The sequence below is a fragment of the Mesorhizobium vachelliae genome, assembly GCF_033977325.1.
Taxonomy (GTDB): Bacteria; Pseudomonadota; Alphaproteobacteria; order Rhizobiales; family Rhizobiaceae; genus Mesorhizobium; species Mesorhizobium vachelliae.
Window position 1 is genome coordinate 132381 of the sequence record NZ_JAVIIR010000002.1, and the last position, 19106, is coordinate 151486.

The 19106-nt window shown below is 65.5% G+C and carries 19 protein-coding genes and 1 pseudogene; 4 read left to right on the forward strand and 16 right to left on the reverse strand.

Annotated features, from left to right (window positions below; all coding sequences use genetic code 11):
* Positions 1 to 13: 13 nt before the first annotated feature.
* The gene (locus RFM41_RS04250) at positions 14 to 1525 is read right to left on the reverse strand and encodes an efflux RND transporter periplasmic adaptor subunit (protein ID WP_320246731.1); all 1512 of its coding nucleotides are present in this window, start codon (positions 1523 to 1525) and stop codon (positions 14 to 16) included.
* Positions 1526 to 1923: 398 nt separating this feature from the next.
* Positions 1924 to 3154 (reverse strand): annotated as a pseudogene (locus tag RFM41_RS04255) (FAD-binding oxidoreductase).
* Here RFM41_RS04255 and RFM41_RS34390 point away from each other — a divergent pair.
* From RFM41_RS34390 to RFM41_RS04270, 3 genes are all read left to right on the forward strand, one after another.
* Complete coding sequence (locus tag RFM41_RS34390) at positions 3075 to 3407, forward strand: hypothetical protein (protein ID WP_320246729.1); 333 nt, start codon at positions 3075 to 3077, stop codon at positions 3405 to 3407. The pseudogene RFM41_RS04255 and the gene RFM41_RS34390 overlap by 80 nt on opposite strands.
* Before the next feature lie 379 nt (positions 3408 to 3786).
* On the forward strand, positions 3787 to 4815 hold the full coding sequence (locus tag RFM41_RS04265; RefSeq protein ID WP_320246727.1) for an isopenicillin N synthase family dioxygenase: 1029 nt from the start codon (positions 3787 to 3789) through the stop codon (positions 4813 to 4815).
* Positions 4816 to 5039: 224 nt separating this feature from the next.
* The gene (locus RFM41_RS04270; protein ID WP_320246957.1) at positions 5040 to 5795 is read left to right on the forward strand and encodes a glucose 1-dehydrogenase; all 756 of its coding nucleotides are present in this window, start codon (positions 5040 to 5042) and stop codon (positions 5793 to 5795) included.
* Positions 5796 to 5828: 33 nt separating this feature from the next.
* On the opposite strand, the gene RFM41_RS04275 is transcribed toward RFM41_RS04270, so the two are convergent.
* The 13 genes from RFM41_RS04275 to RFM41_RS04335 all read right to left on the reverse strand — a co-directional run bounded on the left by RFM41_RS04275 (position 5829) and on the right by RFM41_RS04335 (position 16737).
* A complete protein-coding gene (locus tag RFM41_RS04275) occupies positions 5829 to 5957 on the reverse strand; it encodes a hypothetical protein (RefSeq protein WP_320246725.1) in 129 nt (42 codons plus the stop codon).
* A 65-nt stretch (positions 5958 to 6022) separates the two neighbouring features.
* On the reverse strand, positions 6023 to 7033 hold the full coding sequence (locus RFM41_RS04280; RefSeq protein ID WP_320246723.1) for a sugar-binding protein: 1011 nt from the start codon (positions 7031 to 7033) through the stop codon (positions 6023 to 6025).
* Between the two features lie 103 nt (positions 7034 to 7136).
* Positions 7137 to 8141 carry an ABC transporter permease gene (locus tag RFM41_RS04285; RefSeq protein ID WP_052467914.1) on the reverse strand — a complete coding sequence of 335 codons (1005 nt, stop codon included), beginning with the start codon at positions 8139 to 8141 and terminating at the stop codon, positions 7137 to 7139.
* A gap of 20 nt (positions 8142 to 8161) precedes the next feature.
* The gene (locus tag RFM41_RS04290) at positions 8162 to 8902 is read right to left on the reverse strand and encodes an ATP-binding cassette domain-containing protein (protein ID WP_041008552.1); all 741 of its coding nucleotides are present in this window, start codon (positions 8900 to 8902) and stop codon (positions 8162 to 8164) included.
* Positions 8899 to 9858, reverse strand: a complete 960-nt coding sequence (locus RFM41_RS04295; protein ID WP_320246719.1) for an ROK family protein — start codon at positions 9856 to 9858, stop codon at positions 8899 to 8901. Before RFM41_RS04295 ends, RFM41_RS04290 begins: the two co-directional genes overlap by 4 nt.
* Entirely contained in the window at positions 9855 to 10673 is an 819-nt protein-coding gene (locus RFM41_RS04300) for an alpha/beta fold hydrolase (protein ID WP_320246717.1), read from the reverse strand. Before RFM41_RS04300 ends, RFM41_RS04295 begins: the two co-directional genes overlap by 4 nt.
* Positions 10670 to 11497 (reverse strand): sugar phosphate isomerase/epimerase family protein, encoded by an 828-nt coding sequence (locus tag RFM41_RS04305; RefSeq protein WP_320246716.1) that lies wholly within the window; start codon positions 11495 to 11497, stop codon positions 10670 to 10672. The genes RFM41_RS04300 and RFM41_RS04305 overlap by 4 nt, the downstream gene beginning before the upstream one ends.
* Positions 11497 to 12576, reverse strand: coding sequence for a Gfo/Idh/MocA family protein (locus RFM41_RS04310; protein ID WP_320246714.1), 1080 nt, complete (start codon positions 12574 to 12576; stop codon positions 11497 to 11499). The genes RFM41_RS04305 and RFM41_RS04310 overlap by 1 nt, the downstream gene beginning before the upstream one ends.
* Positions 12577 to 12808: 232 nt before the next feature.
* Positions 12809 to 13882, reverse strand: coding sequence for an ROK family protein (locus tag RFM41_RS04315; protein ID WP_320246713.1), 1074 nt, complete (start codon positions 13880 to 13882; stop codon positions 12809 to 12811).
* Positions 13883 to 14079: 197 nt separating this feature from the next.
* Positions 14080 to 14562, reverse strand: coding sequence for a DoxX family protein (locus tag RFM41_RS04320; protein WP_320246712.1), 483 nt, complete (start codon positions 14560 to 14562; stop codon positions 14080 to 14082).
* A 187-nt stretch (positions 14563 to 14749) separates the two neighbouring features.
* Positions 14750 to 15211 carry a tetratricopeptide repeat protein gene (locus RFM41_RS04325; protein WP_320246711.1) on the reverse strand — a complete coding sequence of 154 codons (462 nt, stop codon included), beginning with the start codon at positions 15209 to 15211 and terminating at the stop codon, positions 14750 to 14752.
* A gap of 36 nt (positions 15212 to 15247) precedes the next feature.
* Positions 15248 to 16219 (reverse strand): MBL fold metallo-hydrolase, encoded by a 972-nt coding sequence (locus RFM41_RS04330; protein WP_320246710.1) that lies wholly within the window; start codon positions 16217 to 16219, stop codon positions 15248 to 15250.
* 296 nt (positions 16220 to 16515) lie between these two features.
* On the reverse strand, positions 16516 to 16737 hold the full coding sequence (locus RFM41_RS04335; RefSeq protein ID WP_320246708.1) for a DUF680 domain-containing protein: 222 nt from the start codon (positions 16735 to 16737) through the stop codon (positions 16516 to 16518).
* A gap of 246 nt (positions 16738 to 16983) precedes the next feature.
* On the opposite strand from RFM41_RS04335, the gene RFM41_RS04340 reads away from it, so the two are divergent.
* Complete coding sequence (locus RFM41_RS04340) at positions 16984 to 17979, forward strand: transporter (RefSeq protein WP_320246707.1); 996 nt, start codon at positions 16984 to 16986, stop codon at positions 17977 to 17979.
* An 11-nt stretch (positions 17980 to 17990) separates the two neighbouring features.
* Here the strand turns inward: RFM41_RS04340 and rarD are convergent, their stop codons facing one another.
* Positions 17991 to 18920 (reverse strand): EamA family transporter RarD, encoded by a 930-nt coding sequence (gene rarD / locus RFM41_RS04345; RefSeq protein WP_320246705.1) that lies wholly within the window; start codon positions 18918 to 18920, stop codon positions 17991 to 17993.
* Positions 18921 to 19106 lie beyond the last annotated feature (186 nt).

Sequence of the window (19106 nt, forward strand, 5' to 3'; positions counted from 1 at the left end):
CTGCTGGGCGCGTTCATTGGCCTTCGCCGGAAGCGCCGCTGCCGCCATTGTCGGCAGCGCCGGCACTGCCGTCGCGGCGATGGCCGTTGCCGTCATGGTGGCGGCGATGACCCTGCTTGCGGCCGAACGCGTCGGCCGCACCCGCGCCGCCGCCTGCCGAACCATTACCGGCCGAACCATTGCCCACCGCGCCGTTGCCCTGACCCGTCGACGTTGCCGGTGCGCCGCCGGAATTGACGGCCGGCGTGTTGTTGCCGGTGCCGGCGGCCGGAGTTCTGCCGCCCTCGCTGCCGGCAGCCTGCGGCTGCCCAGGCGCAGCGCCGGCGGCAGGCGCTGCTCCCGAGGCCGGCGCGGCATTGTCGGGCACCGTGACCTTGGCCCCATCCTTCAGCCGGTCGACGCCGTCGACCACCACCTTGGCGCCCGGCGCCAAACCGGAGAGAAGCTGCGTGACTGTTGCGTTGCCCGGGCCGAGCGTAACAGTCTTCACCGAGACCGTGTTGTCGTCATTGAGCTGGTAGACGAAGGTGCCCGGCGCGCCATGCTGGATGGCCGCGTTGGGCAGCACGCTGACGCCGGTCAGTGTGCGCACCAGGAGATGCACGTTGACGAACTGGTTGGGATAGAGCGCGCCGTCGGTGTTGGGGAAAACCGCGCGTAGCTTCACCGTGCCGGTGGTCGGATCGATCTGGTTGTCGATCGTCTGCAGCGTGCCTTCGGCGATCTGCTTGGTGTCGTTGCGGTCGAACAACGTGGCCTTGAGCCCGATATTGCCATGCGTCTGTTCCAGCACTTGCGCCAGGCTGTCCTCGGGCAGCGAGAACAGCACCGAGATCGGCTGCATCTGCGTGATCACCGCAATGCCGGTGCCGTCGCCGGGCGTGACATAATTGCCCTGGTCGACGAGGCGCAGGCCGATGCGGCCGTCGGCGGGCGCCGTGATATGGCTGTTGGCGATGTTGACCTGCACGGCCTCGATCTGCGCTTGGTCGGACATCACCGTACCCTCGTCGGACTGCACCGTGGCGCGCTGCAGGTCGACCGCCTGCTGGGTGACCGCGTTGTTGCTGACCTTCAGGTCGCGGTCGAGGTCGAGCTTGGCATCGGCAAGCAGCGCCTGGTCGCGCTGCAACTGCCCCTGCAACTGGTGCAGAGAAGCCGTCAGCGTGCGATCGTCGATCTGGGCGAGGAAGTCGCCCTTCTTCACCATCTGACCCTCGGAAAAGCCGATCCCGGTGATCTGGCCGCTGACCTGGGACCGCACGGTGACGGTCGATAGCGAGGTGACCGTGCCCAACGCCTCAAGCACGATCGGGATATCGGCCTGCGCCACGGGCGCCACGGCGACCGGCTGCGCAAGATCGCCGCCGCCACGGAAACGGCCGCCGCCACGGTGACCGCCCTGCTGCTGGACCTGAATGGGATGCAGCCAGAACGCGGCGCCCGCGGCAGCCAGGACGACGAGCAGCGCGACGATCCAGCCGCGCCGCGACCGGCGCACGACCACAGGCTGGACTTCGGTCATGGGCTCACTGCGGGTCGGGGGCTCACTGCGGGTCACGGGCTCTCTGGAGGGCACGCGATCGCTGCGTGGCTTGCGCCGGCTGACGACTTCGTCGTCCACTTCTCTCACCTATTCATCAAGCCGCATCCAGGAAGGTTCGCCGCGCGGAGCCGCCCGTGGAACCGTCGCCGATCGCGCTGTCGGGCATGCGCTGGTAGCCGTAGATAGCGTGACCTTGCCCGAAGCATAGGCGCGTGAATTTAGGCGCGCAATTCCGGCGCACATTAAATTCCGGTAATAAATTGAATGGGTTAGACGTCAAAAATAGACGAAAGAGCGAAGAAAAAGCATATGGTTTCTCAGCGCTTTTTGCCTGCCGACTGTCGGTAGAGGGCGGTGCTTGAACACCAGTGACAGGCCTATGCTTCCTTCTTGCGCCGCTTAGGCAGAGCCTCGATCTCTTCGGCGGACAAGTCCTTCACCTCGTTCCAGAAGCGCGATTTCGCCGCGTTGAGCAGGCCCTCCGGGTCGAGCCGCTTCTTCCACGCCAGATGCTTGAAATCCGGCTTCATGCTGCCGCCTTCGACATAGGGTACGTGCGGGCTCGAGGTGCCCAGTCCCTGCGCCTCGTAGACGGCTGTGATTTCCGCCAGGCGCGCGTCGGTGGTGTAGCGAACGATCGGCAGGTCAAAGGCGACAAGCCTGTCATCGAGCAGCGCGAATTCGTGATGCATCAGCACCTCGTCGCCGAAGATTTTTTGCAGCGGATCGATCAGGGCGCTGTCGGGCGGCGCCGGATAAGTCACCTGCAGGTTGGTCACTGTGCGGTCCTGTTTCAGCACCTGCAACGTGGTGTGGTTGTAGGAAAATTCAGAGAGCGCCGGCAGGCCGGAAGCCGCGATACCTTGATCGTCGAGATCGATATCGATCGTGCCGCCATGGTCGCGCAGCACATCGCGAACCGCTGCGGCATCCCCCTCGGCCACGATGACGATGGCGAGGTCGCGCCGGCGCTTTGCGAGCTCGCCGAGCTTGGTGATCGAAGCGGCGATGCGGCCGTCCACCGTGGTCAGCAGCTTCAGGTTCAGCGCACGCGCGTTGCCGAGCGCGATGCCAGCCTCGAAGGCCTGCTGGTAAGTGTCGAACGAGGCAATGATGTTGCGCCAGCGCGGCGAGGCGACGGTGCCGAGCGTGACTTCCGTGATGACGCCGTTCAGCCCCCAGGCATGATGGATGGCGAGGATTTCCAGGCCGGTGAAGACATGGCGTTGTGGTTGCCTCTCCATTGACAGCACGGCGATCGCCTGGATGTTCTTGCCGTCGCGCAGCATGCCGTGGCGGATCGAGCCGATGCCGCCCGAGCCGCCGGCAATGAAGCCGCCTATGGTGGCGATGGCTTCGGTCGAAGGCACGATCGGCAGCTCGCGACCATATTTGGAGAGCGCGGCGTTGATGTCGCCGATGCGGGCGCCTGCCTCGGCGCACGGTGTCCGGGCCGATCTCCAGGACGCGCGAGATGCCGGTCATGTCGATGATCAGCCCGCCATCCATCGGCACGGCCTGGCCGTAATTGCCGGTGCCGCCGCCACGGATCACGACCGGCACCCGCCATTCGACCGCGACCGACAGGCAGCGCGCCAGCTCGTCCACCGTGGCAGGTGCCGCGACGAGGTCGCCGAAACAGGACGACAGCTCGCGGCTGAGGATCGGGCTGTACCAGAAGAAATCGCGCGAGCGCTTCTTCACGATCGAGGGCGTGTCGAAGGTCTCGATGCCGTCAAGCGCTTTGGCGAAGGCCTGCCAGTCTATGTCGTTTTTGCCGGAGATGGACATGGACCGCCTCGCCTACCGTCGGCTCGTGGCGCAACGAGCAGGCACCAATGGGCGTCCGCGAAAATCATAGTTGGTAGGATGAGTCCGGCTTTCGTCGAGCATCTCGCTTCTCCGCTGGTCGCATCGCGACCGGTCGAATTTGCGGCTCGTTTCTTGAAAGCCCTGTGCCATGGGGTGGCGCGACTGTCGTCGAGCCTGGGTCATCTGTCAACCGCCAGTCCGCGCTTGACAAAGCCAACTGCCTGTCGGACGTTTCCCATCACCATGGCACCGGGTTCGAGCCGCTTTTCTCCGACCGGCAGGGCGTCGGAACGAAACGAACCCGCGATGCCAGCCAATCCAGAAATCCTTCCCGACAATGAGCAAAGCCCGCACCTCATGGCGTGCGCGCGTCCGTCGACGGATGCGATTGCGGCACGCCGGTTCCCAAGCATCGCAAGGATCGAGAAATGAGTGAGACCATCCCCGCCATCGACATCGCGCCGCTGTTCGACCCGCCCTCGCCCGCCCGCAACGAGGCCGACCGCCAGATCTTCGCTGCCGCCTCCGGCATCGGCTTCATGACCGCGCGCGGCTTTCCGGGCGCCGAGCTTCTGACGCGCGAGCGGCGCGGCGAGCTGCTGAAGATCTTCGAATTGCCGGATGCGGAAAAGCAGAAGCTGCTGCGCTGGAATTTCGATCCGTCGAAATCCAACTACTACCGCGGCTGGTTCCCGCTGCAGCCGACCGCGGTGTCCTACAAGGAAGGCATCGACATGGGGCCGGACATCGCCCATGCCGGCGCCGAGTTCGCGGCCGACGATCCGCTGCTCGAACGCACGCCGCTGCCGGCCGAGGGTGACGTTCCAGGCTGGAAGGCGGCAGCCGCGCATTACTACCGCTCGATGGAGAAGGTCGGCGCGGCGCTGATGGCCTCCATCGCGCGCAGCCTCGGGCTCGGGGACGACATTTTCGACGGCCACTTCCAGGGCGGCATCTCGACGCTCAGGCTGATCCGCTATCCGCTGCGCACCGAGGACGGCGCGGTCGACCTGTCGAAGCCTGAATATTCGGTCATGCACAAGGGCGAGCGACGCCTGGTCATCGGCCGCGAGCACGCCGATTCCGGCTTCGTGACGCTGCTTGCGCAAGACGGCGTCGAAGGCCTGCAGGCCAAGAACCATGCCGGCGAGTGGATCGACGTGCCGCCCGCGGATGGCACGCTGGCGGTGAATTTCGGCCAGTTGCTGGAGCGCTGGACAGGCGGTGTGGTGCAGGCGACGCGGCACCGGGTGATCGCGCCGAAGACGGCGCGCTACTCCATCCCCTTCTTCTATGAGCCGCGCGTCGACGCCGAGATCGCGCCGCTGCCGATCAAGGGCGCCAGCGACTTCGCACCCTTCCTCTATGGCGACTATCTGTGGGAGTCGGCGACCAACTTCGTCGAGATGGCCGGCGTCAAGACCCTGCGAAAGCCCAAGCGCCCGGCGGCCGCCTGATCCTCATCGACCAACAAGGGGGAGCGAACGATGAGCACCGACACGCGCAAGCTGCCTTCCATCCTCGGCGGATGGGAGACGGCCGTGAGACAAGGCAGGGTCGACCGCCGCTTCCTCGCGTGACAACGTCGAACGCCTTGCACTTCATCAAGCCGCGCGGCACGCTGGCGGCCGGTCGCAATCGATGAAGGTGCAAATTGCGTTCGACTGATTATCTCGGCCGCATGTTCGGCCTCGAAGGCAGGCATGCCTTCATCACCGGCGCCAGCCGCGGGCTGGGCCTTGCCTTGGCGGAAGCGCTGGCCGCCGCCGGCGCGCGCGTCACCATAGGCGGCCGCAAGGCCGACGAGCTCAAGGCCGCCGGCGAGCGCCTGCGCGCCGAAGGCTATACGGCGGCGGAAGCGGTGATCGACGTCACCGACACGCAGTCGGTCGACGAGGCAATCGCGGCGAGCGAAGCCGGTACCGGGCCGATCGATATCCTGGTCAACAATGCCGGCATCCAGCGCCGCGCGCCTCTCGAAACGTTCAGCGACGCCGACTGGGACGCGCTGATGGCGACCAATCTCGACGGAGTCTTCAAGGTAAGCCGAGCCGCGGTGAAGGGCATGATTTCGCGCCGCAAGGGCGTGATCATCAACGTCTCGTCGGTGCAAAGCGTGCTCGCCCGCCCCTCGATCGCGCCTTACGCCGCGAGCAAGGGCGCGATCACCATGCTGACCAAGTCGATGGCCGGCGAATGGGGCCAGCACGGCGTGCGCGTCAACGCGATCGCGCCCGGTTACTTCAAGACGGAGATGAATGCCGCTCTCGTCGCCGACGAGAAATTCTCAAGCTGGCTCACCGGCCGCACGCCGATGCGGCGCTGGGGCGATGTGGAGGAGTTGGCGGGTGCAGCGGTTTTCCTGGCGTCGGACGCCGCAAGCTTCGTGACGGGACAGACGCTGCTGGTGGATGGCGGGATCACCAGCGTGTTGTGACCAAAGTGGCGGAGGCTGTTTGCCGCTGCAGGGCTAGCCCATGCCGGACTGTCGGTAGACCGGGTCGATGCTCTCATGCACGGCCAGGGCGCTGTCGACGCGCGGCAGCGCACGCCGCACGATCATTCCGGTGCCGAGGACGGCAACCTTCAGCTTCTTCACTGCGCTATCCTGGAAAAGGGCCGGCGGATTCCCGCCGGCCTGTCTGACGATCGGTTCTTTGCGGATCAGTTCTTGCCGCAGGTGTCGGCCATGTCGGGCGTGCACTTGACGAAGCCGGTGTCGATATAGGGCGGCACCGTCTTGCCCTGCTTCAGGTCATGCAGGGCCTCGATCGACTTGTAGCCCATATTGTATGGGCTCTGGCCGACCAGGTAGTGGGCAAGCCCATCCTTGAGCAGCGGCAGCTGCGGCGCGAAGGCGTCGCCGAAGGAGATGACGAGGTCCTTGGAATCGACGCGGTCCTTCACCCGGCCAACTGCTTGGCGATAGGCCGACGGCGCGTACTGCGCCCAGCCGCCGACGGCGACGAAAGCGTCGAGCTTGGGATTGGCGACCAACACGTCGTTCATCTGCTGGGCAGCGAGGCTGATGTTGTCATTGTTGTAGATCGGGCAGCCGTCGACCTCGGTCCAGCCGTTCTCGCCGGCAAGACGCTTCACCGGCTTGTCCTTGGAGACGTTGGCCAGCGTGTCGCGAATGCCCTGGACGCGCAGGTCGAGATTGAGCGAGCCGGCCGTGCCGGTCTGGATGCAGACCGTGCCGCCCTTCGGCTTGTACTCGACGACCTTCTTCGCCAGCTCGACGCCGAAATTGTAATTGTCGGTGCCGATGAAGGTCGAACGCAGGCCGGCGTCTTCCTGCAGCAGATCGCCGTCGAAGGTGACGATCGGGATGCCGGCGGCCTTCGCCTTCTCCAGCAACCGGGCGGCGGACTTCGGATTGGTTGCGGAGACCGCGATGCCGTCGACGCCCTTGGTCAGCACGTCGTTGATGACCTGAAGCTGCTGGGCCTCGTTCACCTCCGAAGGACCGATATAGTAGCACTCGACGCCGAGGTCCTTGGCGGCCTTCTCGCAACCTTCCTTGACCGGGGCGCTGAAGACGTCGTTCACCGTCTTGACGATCACCGCATAAGTCTCGGCCGAAGCCGGAGCGACCGTCGTGCCGGCGGCAAGCGCTGCCGCGATTGCGGTCGCGGCCAGCCGCAAGGTCAGTCTGTTGATGATGCCTGTCATGATGTTTTCTCCTCTCTTTGATGTCTTGTCTGCACGAATTGCGCGATCCCTCCCGGACATGATCTGCGGACCGGGCGCATAGCCTGGTCTGTCCGGGACGGTGCTAGGCGCGGGTGGAGCGGAACCGTTCAAGCAGCACCGCGAACAGGATGAAGAGGCCGACGAAGGTGCCCTGCCAGAAGGGATTCACGCCGGCGAGCAGCAGGGCGTTGCGGATCACTTCGATCAGCACCGAGCCGATGACGGCGCCGAAGGAGGTGCCGAAACCGCCGAGCAGGTTGGCGCCGCCGATGACGGTCGCGGCGATAACCTGCAGCTCCTGGCCCTGGCCGAGCGCGTTGGTGGCGGCGCCCATCCAGCCGACGAGGAAGATGGCGGTCATGCCGGTCATGGCGCCGAGCAGCGCATAGGTCGAAACCTTGACGCGATCGACCGGGATGCCGGAGAGACGCGCGGCATTTTCATTGCCGCCGATGGCACGCACGTAGCGGCCCCACTTCGTCATCGATAGGAGCCACTGCATGACGACGGCCGAGACGATCACGGCCCAAAGCACGTTCGGCACGCCGAGGAAGGAGCCGCTGCCCAGCGCGAGCAGCGTGTCGCCGGCCTTGCCGAAATCGTAGACTACCTGGTTGTTGGTGACGACCAGCGTCTGCGAGCGCACCAGGCTCATCATGCCGAGCGTGACGATGAAGGGCGGCAGCTTCAGGTATGAGACCAGCGCGCCGTTGACGATGCCGACGAATGTGCCGACGAGAAGCACGAACAGCACGACGACGGCGAAAGGATAGCCGCTGGCGCAGAACAGGCCGAGCAGCACGCCGGTCAGGCCAAGCGTGGAACCGACCGAGATGTCGATGCCGCCGGTCATGATCACCGGCGTCATGCCGATCGCCATCAGCGCCGTGAAGCAGAAATTCTGCAGGATGTTGGCCATGTTGGCACTGGTCAGGAAGCGCGGCGCGATCATGCCCACCACGGCACCGATGATCAGCACCGCGACGACGATCCAGAATTCCTGGCTGCGCAGCATCTCGCCGAGCTTGCTGCGTTCCGACAGGCTGAAGACCGAATCCAAATTGCTGGCGTCTGGAGACTTGTTCATCTCATCCTCCCCTGTTGCCTTCAGGCCGCGGCCTTGGCGCCGACGATCAAGGCGGTGATTTCCTCGGGCGAGCTGGTCGAAGCGAGCTTGTTGGCGACCAGATGGCCGCGCCGCAGCACCATGATCCGCTCGCACACGCCGAACACGTCGGGCATGCGGTGCGAGATCAGGATGACGGCGACGCCGCGCTCCTTGAGGCGTTTGATGAGCGCCAGCACCTCGGCGACCTGGCGCACGGAGATCGCCGCGGTCGGCTCGTCCATCAGCACCAGCTTGGCGTCGGCCAGGCGGGTGCGGGCAATGGCGACCGCCTGGCGCTGGCCGCCCGACATGCGCTTGACCACGTCGCGCGGCCGCGTCTCGGACTGCAGCTCGCGGAACAGCTCTGCGGCGCGCTCGCGCATCTTGCGGTGGTCGAGGAATTTGAAAGGGCCGACCGAGCGCATGATCTCGCGGCCGAGGAAGACATTGGCGGCGGCGCTTAGATTGTCGCAGAGCGCCAGGTCCTGGTAGACGATCTCGATGCCGGCGCGGCGAGCGTCGGACGGCTGGCTGAACTGCACCTCCTTGCCGTCGAAGATCATCTTGCCGGACGAGGCCGGGAAGTTGCCGGCGATCATCTTGACCAGCGTCGACTTGCCGGCGCCGTTGTCGCCCATCAGGCCGACGATCTCGCCGGGCTCGATCTTGAACGACACGTCCTCGACAGCGTGGATGGCGCCGAACTGGCGCGAGATGTTCTTCAGCTCCAACAGGCTCATGGCAGGGACTCCCGTTCTTGCTTGGCTTGCGATGCCGGCATCGATCGCGCCGCGGCATAGTCGTAGGCGGCCTTGAGGCCGCCATAGAGGACGGCGCGCCAGCCGAGCCCGGCCCAGCGCAGATCCATCGGGCGACCCGTCTCGGCGAAAGGCGCCCGCAGCGCCACCAGCTCTTCCAACTGCCGGCGCGGGAATCCTTCGATCGCGCAAACCCCTCCCCCGAGCACGATCGTGGCCGGCGAAAAAAGCGCCACCGCCGTGCCGATCGCGAGCGCCTGATCGCGCACGAAGCGGTCGACATCCGCACGAAGCCCGGGGTTGCGCCGGGACTGGACAAAGACCTCGGTGACGGGGACGCTGTGCCTGGCGGCGATCACTTCCAGGGCGCGGCCAGAAACGTAGGTTTCCAGGCAGTCGGTGCGCAGCCCTTCCAGCGCCCTGCCCTCATTGCCGAAAGGCATATGGCCGATTTCCAGCGCCCAGCCGCCGCCGCGAAAGGCCTCTCCGCCCTGCAGGAAGGCGCCGCCGACGCCGGTGCCGAAGAACAGGCCGAGCACGCTGTCGGCGCCTTTGGCAGCACCCGCGATCGCCTCGCCCGCCAGCACCAGCACGGAGTCGCGCTCGATGATGACGGGGAAGCCAAGCAGCGCGCCGAGCTCGCTCGCCAGGCGATGGCCGTTGAGTTCGGGGACATTGCCGGCGAAGAGCACGCGGTCGCCATCGGTATCGATGAAGCCTGGAACGGTCGAGACCATCAGATCGGGGGTGAGGCCTGCCTCGACGCAGAACTCCCTGACGAGCTTCGCGAAGCTGCCGACGGGATCGGCGTTGCGCAGCAAGGCGGACGGGAAGAGCCGCTCGCCGGCCTGCGGAACACGGTCGACGACCATGCCGCATTTGACCGACGTGCCGCCGACATCGACGACCAGGATCGACCGGATCGAACCAAGCGTCATCGGTCGCCTCCGCTGTCCGGAAGGAAGCCTGCCAGGGCGTCGCGGAACTCGGCGACATAAGCGACGCGGTCGATCGTCTTCGACGTGATCTCGGTCAGCCGGGCGCCAGGGATGAGGCCTGCCAGCTCGCGCGCATAAGCGAGCGGATGGACGTAATCCTGGTCGTTGCCGATGACCAGCGCCGGCTGCCGGATCGTCGCGATTTGGGCGCGGCTGATGCCCGGCCAGTCGAGCGGGATGCGCGACAGAAGCGCGATCGTCGTGCCCGGCCGCGAGCGCTTGAAGAAACCGATGAGCGAGGCCGCATTGTCGGGCGAGGCCGCAAGGACCTCAAGGAACTCCGGCGAGGCGAGAAAACGCTCCGCACCTTCATCGGCGCCGTATTGTTCGAGATATTGCGCCGCGACGTGGTAGCCATGCTGGCGCGCGACTGAAGGACCGTCCACCCATGCCGGCCGTGCCAGCATCAGCTTCGCGACGCGCGCGGCATCGAGGCTTGCAAGCCTGAGCGCAATCGCCGCGCCCAGCGAGATGCCGCCGACCGCCGCCTGCTCGACGCCGAGATGGTCAAGCAGCGCCAGGGCATCGTCCGCGAATTGCGCGATCGAGAGGCGCGCCGGATCGCCAAGCGCGGATGCGCCATGGCCACGGCACATCAGCGTGATGCGCTGCAGGCCTGCCATGTCGGGGAACACCTCGACCGGCTGGTCGAGCGGCGCGCCGAGCCCGTGCTGCCATAGCACCGGCCGTCCTTTGCCCGCGACATCGAAGGTCAGCGCGCAGCCGTCGGCGGTGGTGAAGGTTCCGGCTGTCACGACACGTCCTTGAGAAGCGCGCGCAAGGCCACGCCCGAGGCGGCCGCATCCTTGTGCTCGAAGCCATGCGCGACGACCGCCTGGCCGTAGCCGCAGGAGCGCAAGAGCCGCAGGAAACGATGGAGGTCGACGGCACCGGCGCCGGTGGCAACAATCTTGCCGGCGCGGTCGATGTCCTTGGCGTGAGCCAGGATGATGTTCTCGCCGAGCAGGTCGACCGCCTCTTCCATGACGCGGGCCTGGTCGCTCAGCCTGTCGCCGACGAGATTGGCGGCGTCGAGGATGATGCCGAGGCGCGGGTTCCCGACCTCGTCGAGGATCCGCCGCGCGAGAACGGCATCGGCGACGACATTGCCGGGCTCCGGCTCGATGCCGAGCCGCACATCGTGCTTCTCGGCAAGCTCGAGCGCCGCATCGAGCTCGGCGCGCATGTCGGCCCAGGCGGACGGCGAGGCGTTGTCGGGGTGCGCTGCCCACATGTCGTCGGCATTGCGCGAGCCGGTGCACAGCGTCACGATCGGCGCACCGAGCAGCGGCGCGGCGGCCACGACATTGGCGAAGCGGGCGCGGGCGGCACGGCGCAAGACCTCGTCCGGGTGAGCCATGTTGTAGGTGCCGGAGAGGCCGGCAATCGCCAAGCCCTGTGCGCGGGAGGCCTCGGCAAATGCCTTCAGCTCGGCGGCGGGGACGGTGTCCGGAAGGCTGGGCAATCCCAGGCATGACAGGTTGAACTGCATGCCCTCATAGCCGTCCTGCCCGATCGCCGAGAGCAATTGGTCGACGGGGCCGAGCGGATAGGTCCGGGCAAAGATTGCGGGGTACATCAGACCGGACCCGAGGCGTCGGCCAGATCGACGGGCTTGCCGCTGCGGACCGATTGGCCGATCGCCACCATGGCGCGGACGGAAGCGACGCCATCCTCGATCGAGGCGCCGTTCATCGGCACGCCGGTGAGCACGACGTCGGCGAAGCCTTCGAGCTGACGGCGGTAGAAATGGCCGTCGGCGCCGAGCACGCGCTCGGAGGAGGCGCTGCTCTCGCGGAAGATGTCGACCTCGCTCGACTTATAGTACCAGGGATTGAAGATCTTGCCGGTGGCGCTGCCGTTCTCGCCATAGAGCTGGAAGCCCTCGTGCCAGTCCATCCGGATCGGCAGCGTCAGGTCGAGATGGCCGAGCGCGCCATTCTCGAATTCGGTGTCGACGAACCAGCAATGAGCGCCGAAGCGCTCGAGCAGCCGCGCCTGGACCGATTTGATCGGCCCCGCCAGATAGCGCGCGAGATCGACGAGGTGGCTGCCATGCGCCAGCATGAAATAGCGCTGGCGGTCGGCCTTCTGGTCCCCGGCCGGCTTCAGCGCCTTGGCGCCAGTCCTCGGCACGGGCTGTACCGCATCGGTCATGGTGTAGCGATGGGTGGAATCGCAATACCAGGCCTTCAGCGCCAGCAGCGAGCCCATCTCCTTCGTGACGAACTCGTGCGCCGCCTGGATGCCGGGATCGAAGCGCAGCATATGGCCGATCTGCAGCACCAGGCCGGTGCGCTCGACATGGGCCTTCAGTTCCTCCGCCTCCTCGACCGACATGGCGATCGGCTTTTCGCAGAGAACGTGCTTGCCGGCCGACAGAGCCTTGATCGCCGCCGGAACGTGGAAGGCATCGGAGATGCCGATGACGATCGCCTCGACCTGTGGATCGGCGAGCATGCGGTCATAGTCGTTGTAGATGCGGATCGCGTCGTAGAAGGAGCCGAAACGCTGAGCCAGATCGGCATCGACGTCGCACACGGCCTGCAGGATGACGTTCCTGCCCTTCTGCGCCGATTCCAGATGCGCGAATTGCGAAATCGGTCCGCAGCCGAGGATACCGACACGCAGACAACGGGCGTCTTTTTTTACGGGCACGAGCTCGCTCCCTGATATTTGTTTTTGTCTTATACAAAAACAAATATCACAAACCGCGCCGCGTCAAGGCGGTTGATCAGGATTTCTGCGATTGCTGCCTTGCAGGACGCGAAGATGGCGCGGCTTTACGTACCATCGCCCGCGCTAACCCTTTGATACGGCTTGCAAAAGTCGGCTGCCATGGCCGGATGCCACGCAGCGCAAAAATGGGCGAAAAACGCTGTGGACTGCGTTACATCGTGCCGGCTTCGAGGTCGGGCAGAGCGAAAAGCGTGTCGCGGATGGTGGCCGCCGCGCCGATCGCGGCGCCGTCGGCGCCGAACTGCGCCACCCTGATCTCGGGCATGGCGAAGCCCGCCAGAAGGCGCCGCTTGATGTCGGCCTGGATGCGCCGGCTGAGCTTTGGGTAGAGGCCGGCCAGCGGGCCGCCGAGCACGATGCGTCCCGGGTCGAGCAAATGGATGGCGTTGACGAGACCTGCGGAAAGGCCGCTCACCCAGGCGTCGAGCACCGCGTCCACGTCCTTGTCGCCGACATTGGCGAGCAGCATCTGGACGCCGTCGGCCACCGGCTGGCCCTCTTCGAACAGACGGGTGAAGAGCTTCGCGCCGGCCAGCATCTCGAACGTATCGACGCGCCCGCCGGCGGAAACGATGGTGTGGCCGATTTCGCCGGAATAGCCATGCCCGCCCATCACGACGCGGCCGTCATCGATGATGGCGCCGCCGATGCCCTCGGCCAGGAGAACGACAAGCATGCTGCCGGCCTTCGCCGTGGCGGAGGCAGCGAGCTCGGCATTGGCGAAGGCGAAGGCGTCGTTGCAGACCATGACCGACCAGTCGGCCGGGGACCTTGCCGTCAACTCCGCCTGCAGCGGATAGTTGCGCCATTCCAGGAATGGCGCGTGCACCACGCTGCCGTCGCGACCGACGAGGCCCGGCACCGAAATGCCGATGCCCTCCACCTTGTCCTGCAGAGCGGGATTTTCGTTGAGCAGCAACCTCTCGATCAGGGAAAGCAGCCTTGCCGCAATGTGTTCGGCGTCGCGGTAGCGTGGGCCGGTCGGCTCGACGATCCGGCTGACGACGTTCATCTGCAGGTCGAGCAGCACCCCGGTCAAGGACCGCGTGCCGACATCGGCGCCGACAAAATATGCGCCGGAAGGGTTGAGCGACACGCCGACGCCCGGACGGCCCTTGCGCGCTTCGGGCGACATTTCGGCGCTCTCGACGACAAGGCCGGCGTCGAGCAGGACACGCATGGCGTTGCCGATCGTGGCCCTCGTCAGGCCGAGTTGCCGGGCCATGTCGGCGCGCGAAAGCTGCCGGCCGTTTTGCAGCAGTCGAAGGCAACGCCTTGCATTGATGTGGCGCAGTAGGCTTGTCGTATTCAAGGCGACGTCTTCAGGTTAGGCCCCGAGCAAATAGCATCGGGTGCGAGCAATCCAAAGAAGTTTCCTTGTCGGCACCACTACCGGCGGTTTTGCGCGCCTGGCGCCCCGCCTCAAACAGGCAGGCTCGTCTCCCCCACCGACAGATGCTGTTCGATGGGCGGATCGATCTTGGTGTCCTTGGCTAGGCCGGACAGTACCCTGTCCACCGCCAACCTGCCGGGCCCGCTCAGCGCCAGGATGAACATGCCGCCGGCGATCGCCAGGTCCTTCTCGAAATGCAGCAATTCGTTCTGGCTGGCGAAATTGGTGTGGAAGAGGCTGGCCGTCATCAGGCAGAACAAGCCAAGGCCGATCGCGCCCAGCCGCGCCAGGATGCCGAGCGCCACCGACAGGCCGGCGCCGAGCTGCAGCGCGATGGTGGCGATAAGCAGCGGCGTGCCGACGCCAAGCGCGGCCATCGCCTTCTGAGCGCCCTCGAAATGCGTCGCCAGCTGCAGACCCTCATGCACGAAGATCAGGGACAGCAACAGCCGGCCGGCAAGCAGGACCACATCCCTGGCGTGCAGCTTTTCGGCAAGTTCGATCGGTGTCATGGTCGGCTCCAATCCTTGGGAACAGGCATCTTGGAAATGAGCGAGTGCGCCACGCATCCGGTCGACACGAGCCCGCGCGCTTGGGGTTAAAAGGTCGGAGCCGGCGCGAGGGAGAGGAACGCCGGCTCCGGTTTTCGGGCGCTACCCCGTGGCGCCTAAAAAAGCGAGCCTTACGGGCCGCGTCGGTCTACTTCGTCACCTTGGTGTCGATGGCCTGCTTGAGGTCGGAAAGCTCCTCGCAGCCCGACGGGCAGAGTTTTTGCAGCGAGGCGAGCTGCTCGTTGGCCTTGGCCATGTCGCCGGTCTCGACATAGAGCTCGCCCAGATATTCATGCGCGGCCTTGTGGTCGGGCTTAAGCTCCAGCGCCTTGGTGTAGTAGGTCAGCGAGGTCTGGTAGTCGCCGGTCTTGCGCAGCGTGAAGCCGAGCAGATTGTAGACGTCGGCCTGCTGGTTGTCCTGCGCCAGGTCGCGCAGGTCGGCCAGCGCGCCCTTGTAGTCCTTGGCCTCGATCTTGGCCTTCACGGCCGTCAGATCCGGCGCGTCGGCGCCTTCGATATCGTCCACGGCATAGGCCGGAACGGCGATGACGATCGGGGCCGCGGTCAGCACCGCAATGGCACCGAGCACCGCGAAAAGTGCGTGTTTCATTGGAGTTGTCGCTTTCTGTTCAGGATCCGATTCCGATCAGATCTGGGTTGGAGTGAAGGCGTAGGCGTTGCCGTCCTTGACGAAGCTGCCTGTGCCGGGGAACGGGAAGTGCGAGCCGCAGATGCGGACATTGTCGGCGATCACCTGGTCGATGATCTTGTGGCGCGTGGTGATCGCCATCGGCCCGTCCTGGTCGTAGCTGCCCTGCCATTCGGGATGCGGGGCGAGCAGCGCAGGCACGTACATGGTATCGGCCGAGACGAGGAACTGCTCGGAGCCGGCATCGACATGGTAGACAGAATGTCCAGGCGTGTGGCCGGGCGCAGCCATGAGGCGGATGCCGGGCACCACTTCCGCGCCGTCGTCGACCAGCTTCCAGTTCTTCCATTTCGGGAAGTTCTCGGCGATGCGCTTGCCGGCGGGCTTACGGCCCTCGGGCAGCTTGGCGAGACGGCTCGGATCCGTCCACCAATTGTACTCGGTGGCGTTGACGATCAGCTCGGCATTCGGGAACACCGGTGCGTTGGTGCCCTTCTCCATCAGGCCCCAGACATGGTCCGGATGGAAATGCGAGATCAGAATAGTGTCGATCGCCTTGTAGTCGATGCCGGCGGCCTTCATGTTGGCCGGCAGATGCGTGGCGTTGGCCTGCCACTGGCCAACGCCGGAGCCGGCATCCATCATGATGGTGCGGCCGTTCATCTGGAGCACCACGACGGTAAGGGGGATCGGCATGAACTCGGTGGTCAGCCCCGCCTTGGCGAGCGCTGCCTTGGTGTCGTCGACCGACACGTCCTTGATGAAGGCCGGGTCGTGGGGCTTGCGCCAGATGCCGTCATAGACGGCGGTGACCTCGAGCGAGCCGACCTTGTATTTGTAGAAGCCGACCAGCGGTTCGACCGGGGTTTCGGCGTAAGCCGCGGGCGCGAATTCCAGCTTGCCGGCAATGCCGAAGGCGGCAGCGGCGGCGGCGGAACCGAGCACCATGCGGCGTGTCATGTTGAACATCAGAAATCTCCTCTTGTGGCTGCAAATCTGCTTCAGGTTTCAGGCGGTATGAGAGAATGGCGGAGGGCCCGGTGCGACCCTCCGCCGGCTGCGGGACCGGAGCCGGCCGGTCTGACTGAAGACCGGTCGGCGCCGGGGAGATCGAGACTTCCGGTCGTTGATCCCTTTGAGGCGTGCCTTCCTCGCCGGGATCAGCACCTTTGGTTCCGAACTCCTGGATGAGGACCGTCGGTCCCACCGGGGATCAGGAGCCATGATCCTGGACTCCTGGGTGAGGACCTTTCGGTCCAACCGGCCTAATGACCCCAAATGCCCTGGCCGGGCTCTTCCGCAGCAATCCTGGCCGCCGGCTTCATGTCGTGGCGGTCCATGTCGGGCGTCGCGATGGAAGCGGTGGTGGTGGTATCGATGGCGGCGGCCTGCTGGCCGGCATTCGTCACGGAAAAGTGGTCGCTGCCGGCGAAGGCGCCGCCGGTGGCGACGAGAATGGCGGCTGCGGCAAAGACGATCTTGTTCATGTGCGTATTCCTTCCGGTTGGTTGCTGCGTGCCTTGGGAGGATGGCCTCGCTACAGCCAAGACCCGGAAGGCCCGGGCTTTATTCCCGGGGCGCCGAAGAATTTTTTGGCAAAGCACGAAATCAGGACGGAGGCAGTCTGACCGCAGCCGTCATCGAACCGTCACACCCGAACGGGTTACGCATGCTAGAAACGCTGCCTGGCCGCCCCCGCGACCCCGACCGCATCAAGAGCCGGCGAAGCCGCCATGAACATTGCCCTCCCCGCCGAAGGCACCGACCTCTCGCCCTATCTGCCGGACGAGCACGGGCTGTTTTTCATCTACCATTTCAAGGCCGATGGTTCCCGCACCAACGATCCCGCCGAGGCGCATTGGAGCTGGCGCAGCTACCAGATCACCGATATGCGCGCGCGCCAGGAGATCGGCGCCGAAGAGGCCCTGCCGGCGCCGGTGCGCGATGCCTTCCTGTCGCCCAGCCATGGCTGCCAGATCGATTTCGAGGATGACTTCCTCTATGGCGATCTGCCCGACCTCAGGCACGATTTCGCCGAGGCGCGCGGGCTCACGCATTTCCGCTTCGCCTTCAACGACAGGATGCTGGTCGGCGCCCGCAAGCAGCCGCTGGAATCGGTCGACAAGATCCGCAAGCTGGTGGAGAGCGGCACGCGCAAATTCCGCACGCCGGCCGAGCTGATCGAGGCGGTGATGGGCCAGTCGCTCGACGGCATGGCGGCCGAGCTCGACAAGATGGGCGATACGCTCGACGGCATCGAGGACCGTATCGTATGCGATGCATGGCACAATGAGCGCCAGGCGCTGGTCGACGCGCGCCGGCAGCTGGTGCTGATCCACCGGCAGATGGCGACGCTCACCAACCTCTTCCGCCATCTCGACCATTCGCATCGCAACGAGCTGCCCGACCCGATCAACGACATGGCGACGAGGCTGTCGCACCGGGCGCACACGCTGCATCACGACGGCGAGCAACTGCAGGCGCGCACGCGCCTATTGCAGGACGAACTGATGGCCAAGCTCACCGAGCAGTCGAACCAACTGCTCTACATCCTCTCCGTCATGACGGCGGTGCTGTTGCCGATGACCATCATCTCCGGCCTGTTCGGCATGAATGTCGGCGGGCTGCCGTTGGTCGACACGCCGCACGGCTTCTGGGTGGTGACGGCGATCTCGGTCGTCATCGCCGGCATTGTCTATAAGATCGTGCGGCGGCTGGGGCGCGTATAGCGCGCCGATCCCTATCTTGTCGCTGGTGCCGCCGGGCGGATCTCGCGGCCCCTGAACATTGACCAGCTATACATGGCCAGAGCTGCCCAGATCAGCGCGAAGGCGATTGCCTGCGTGGTGCCGAACGGCTCGTCGAAGATCAGCACGGCGATCAGGAACACCATGGTCGGCGCGATATATTGCATGATGCCGATCGTGGACAGGCGCAGCAGCCGGGCGCCGAAGGCAAACAGCAGCAGCGGCACCGCGGTGATCGGGCCACAGCCGATCAGCAGCGCGGTATCTTTTGCGTTGCTAGAGAAAAGATGGTCCTGCCCGGTGGCGATCAGGTAGACGATGTAGCAGAGCGCCGGCACCGACAGCAAAAGCACTTCGAGCAGGAAACCCTGGCTCGGGCCGATCGGCAGCGTCTTGCGGAAGAAGCCGTAGGCGGCGAAAGAGAAGGCGAGCGCCAGCGACACCCAGGGCAGCTTGCCGGCCTCGACGGTCAGCACCACCACGGCGATCGCAGCCAGCGCCACGGCGGCGATCTGCAGCCGGTCGAGCCGCTCGCCGAGCAGCACCGCGCCTACCACGACCACCACCAGCGGGTTGATGTAGTAGCCGAGCGCGGTCTCGACGGTGCGGTCGACGGCGATCGCCCAGACATAGATGCCCCAGTTGATCGAGATCAGCACCGCCGTCAGCGCCGCCATGGCAAGGCTCTTCGGCGAGCGGATCGCCGCCTTGAAGTCGGCGGTGCGGCCGGCCCAGATGAGCACCGCCGCCGCGATCGGCACCGACCAGACGACGCGATTGGCAATCACCTCGGCAAGCGGCAGGTGCGCCACCGCCTTCATGTAGAAGGGCAAGAGCCCCCACAGGAAATAGGCGCCAAGCGCTAGGAGGAAGCCGCGGCGGGCCTTGGCGTCCTGATCGAGATCGGCTGTAGCGGTGACCATGGCCCAACGCTATGGCCCAGTAGGCCGCCCAAGGCCATCACAAAATTATGATGGATCAACGGACTTTTTGTGATGGTTCAAGCGAGCGGGGCACAAGTTCCTCGCCCCACGCCGTGGGGAGAGGTGGCCCGGCGCGGCCGGGACGGAGAGGGGATTTCGTAAAGCGGGAGCGGGCTGCGATTGAGA

Coding starts and splice junctions, on each gene's coding strand:
- RFM41_RS04340 (WP_320246707.1), top strand. CDS start 16,984: ATGAACATTGCCCTCCCCGCCGAAGGCACCGACCTCTCGCCCTATCTG.
- RFM41_RS04265 (WP_320246727.1), top strand. CDS start 3,787: ATGAGTGAGACCATCCCCGCCATCGACATCGCGCCGCTGTTCGACCCG.
- RFM41_RS04295 (WP_320246719.1), bottom strand. CDS start 9,858: ATGACGCTTGGTTCGATCCGGTCGATCCTGGTCGTCGATGTCGGCGGC.
- RFM41_RS04330 (WP_320246710.1), bottom strand. CDS start 16,219: ATGTTCAACATGACACGCCGCATGGTGCTCGGTTCCGCCGCCGCCGCT.
- RFM41_RS04335 (WP_320246708.1), bottom strand. CDS start 16,737: ATGAACAAGATCGTCTTTGCCGCAGCCGCCATTCTCGTCGCCACCGGC.
- RFM41_RS04280 (WP_320246723.1), bottom strand. CDS start 7,033: ATGACAGGCATCATCAACAGACTGACCTTGCGGCTGGCCGCGACCGCA.
- RFM41_RS04325 (WP_320246711.1), bottom strand. CDS start 15,211: ATGAAACACGCACTTTTCGCGGTGCTCGGTGCCATTGCGGTGCTGACC.
- RFM41_RS04320 (WP_320246712.1), bottom strand. CDS start 14,562: ATGACACCGATCGAACTTGCCGAAAAGCTGCACGCCAGGGATGTGGTC.
- RFM41_RS04315 (WP_320246713.1), bottom strand. CDS start 13,882: ATGGCCCGGCAACTCGGCCTGACGAGGGCCACGATCGGCAACGCCATG.
- rarD (WP_320246705.1), bottom strand. CDS start 18,920: ATGGTCACCGCTACAGCCGATCTCGATCAGGACGCCAAGGCCCGCCGC.
- RFM41_RS04290 (WP_041008552.1), bottom strand. CDS start 8,902: ATGAGCCTGTTGGAGCTGAAGAACATCTCGCGCCAGTTCGGCGCCATC.
- RFM41_RS04305 (WP_320246716.1), bottom strand. CDS start 11,497: ATGTACCCCGCAATCTTTGCCCGGACCTATCCGCTCGGCCCCGTCGAC.
- RFM41_RS04250 (WP_320246731.1), bottom strand. CDS start 1,525: ATGACCGAAGTCCAGCCTGTGGTCGTGCGCCGGTCGCGGCGCGGCTGG.
- RFM41_RS04285 (WP_052467914.1), bottom strand. CDS start 8,141: ATGAACAAGTCTCCAGACGCCAGCAATTTGGATTCGGTCTTCAGCCTG.
- RFM41_RS04270 (WP_320246957.1), top strand. CDS start 5,040: ATGTTCGGCCTCGAAGGCAGGCATGCCTTCATCACCGGCGCCAGCCGC.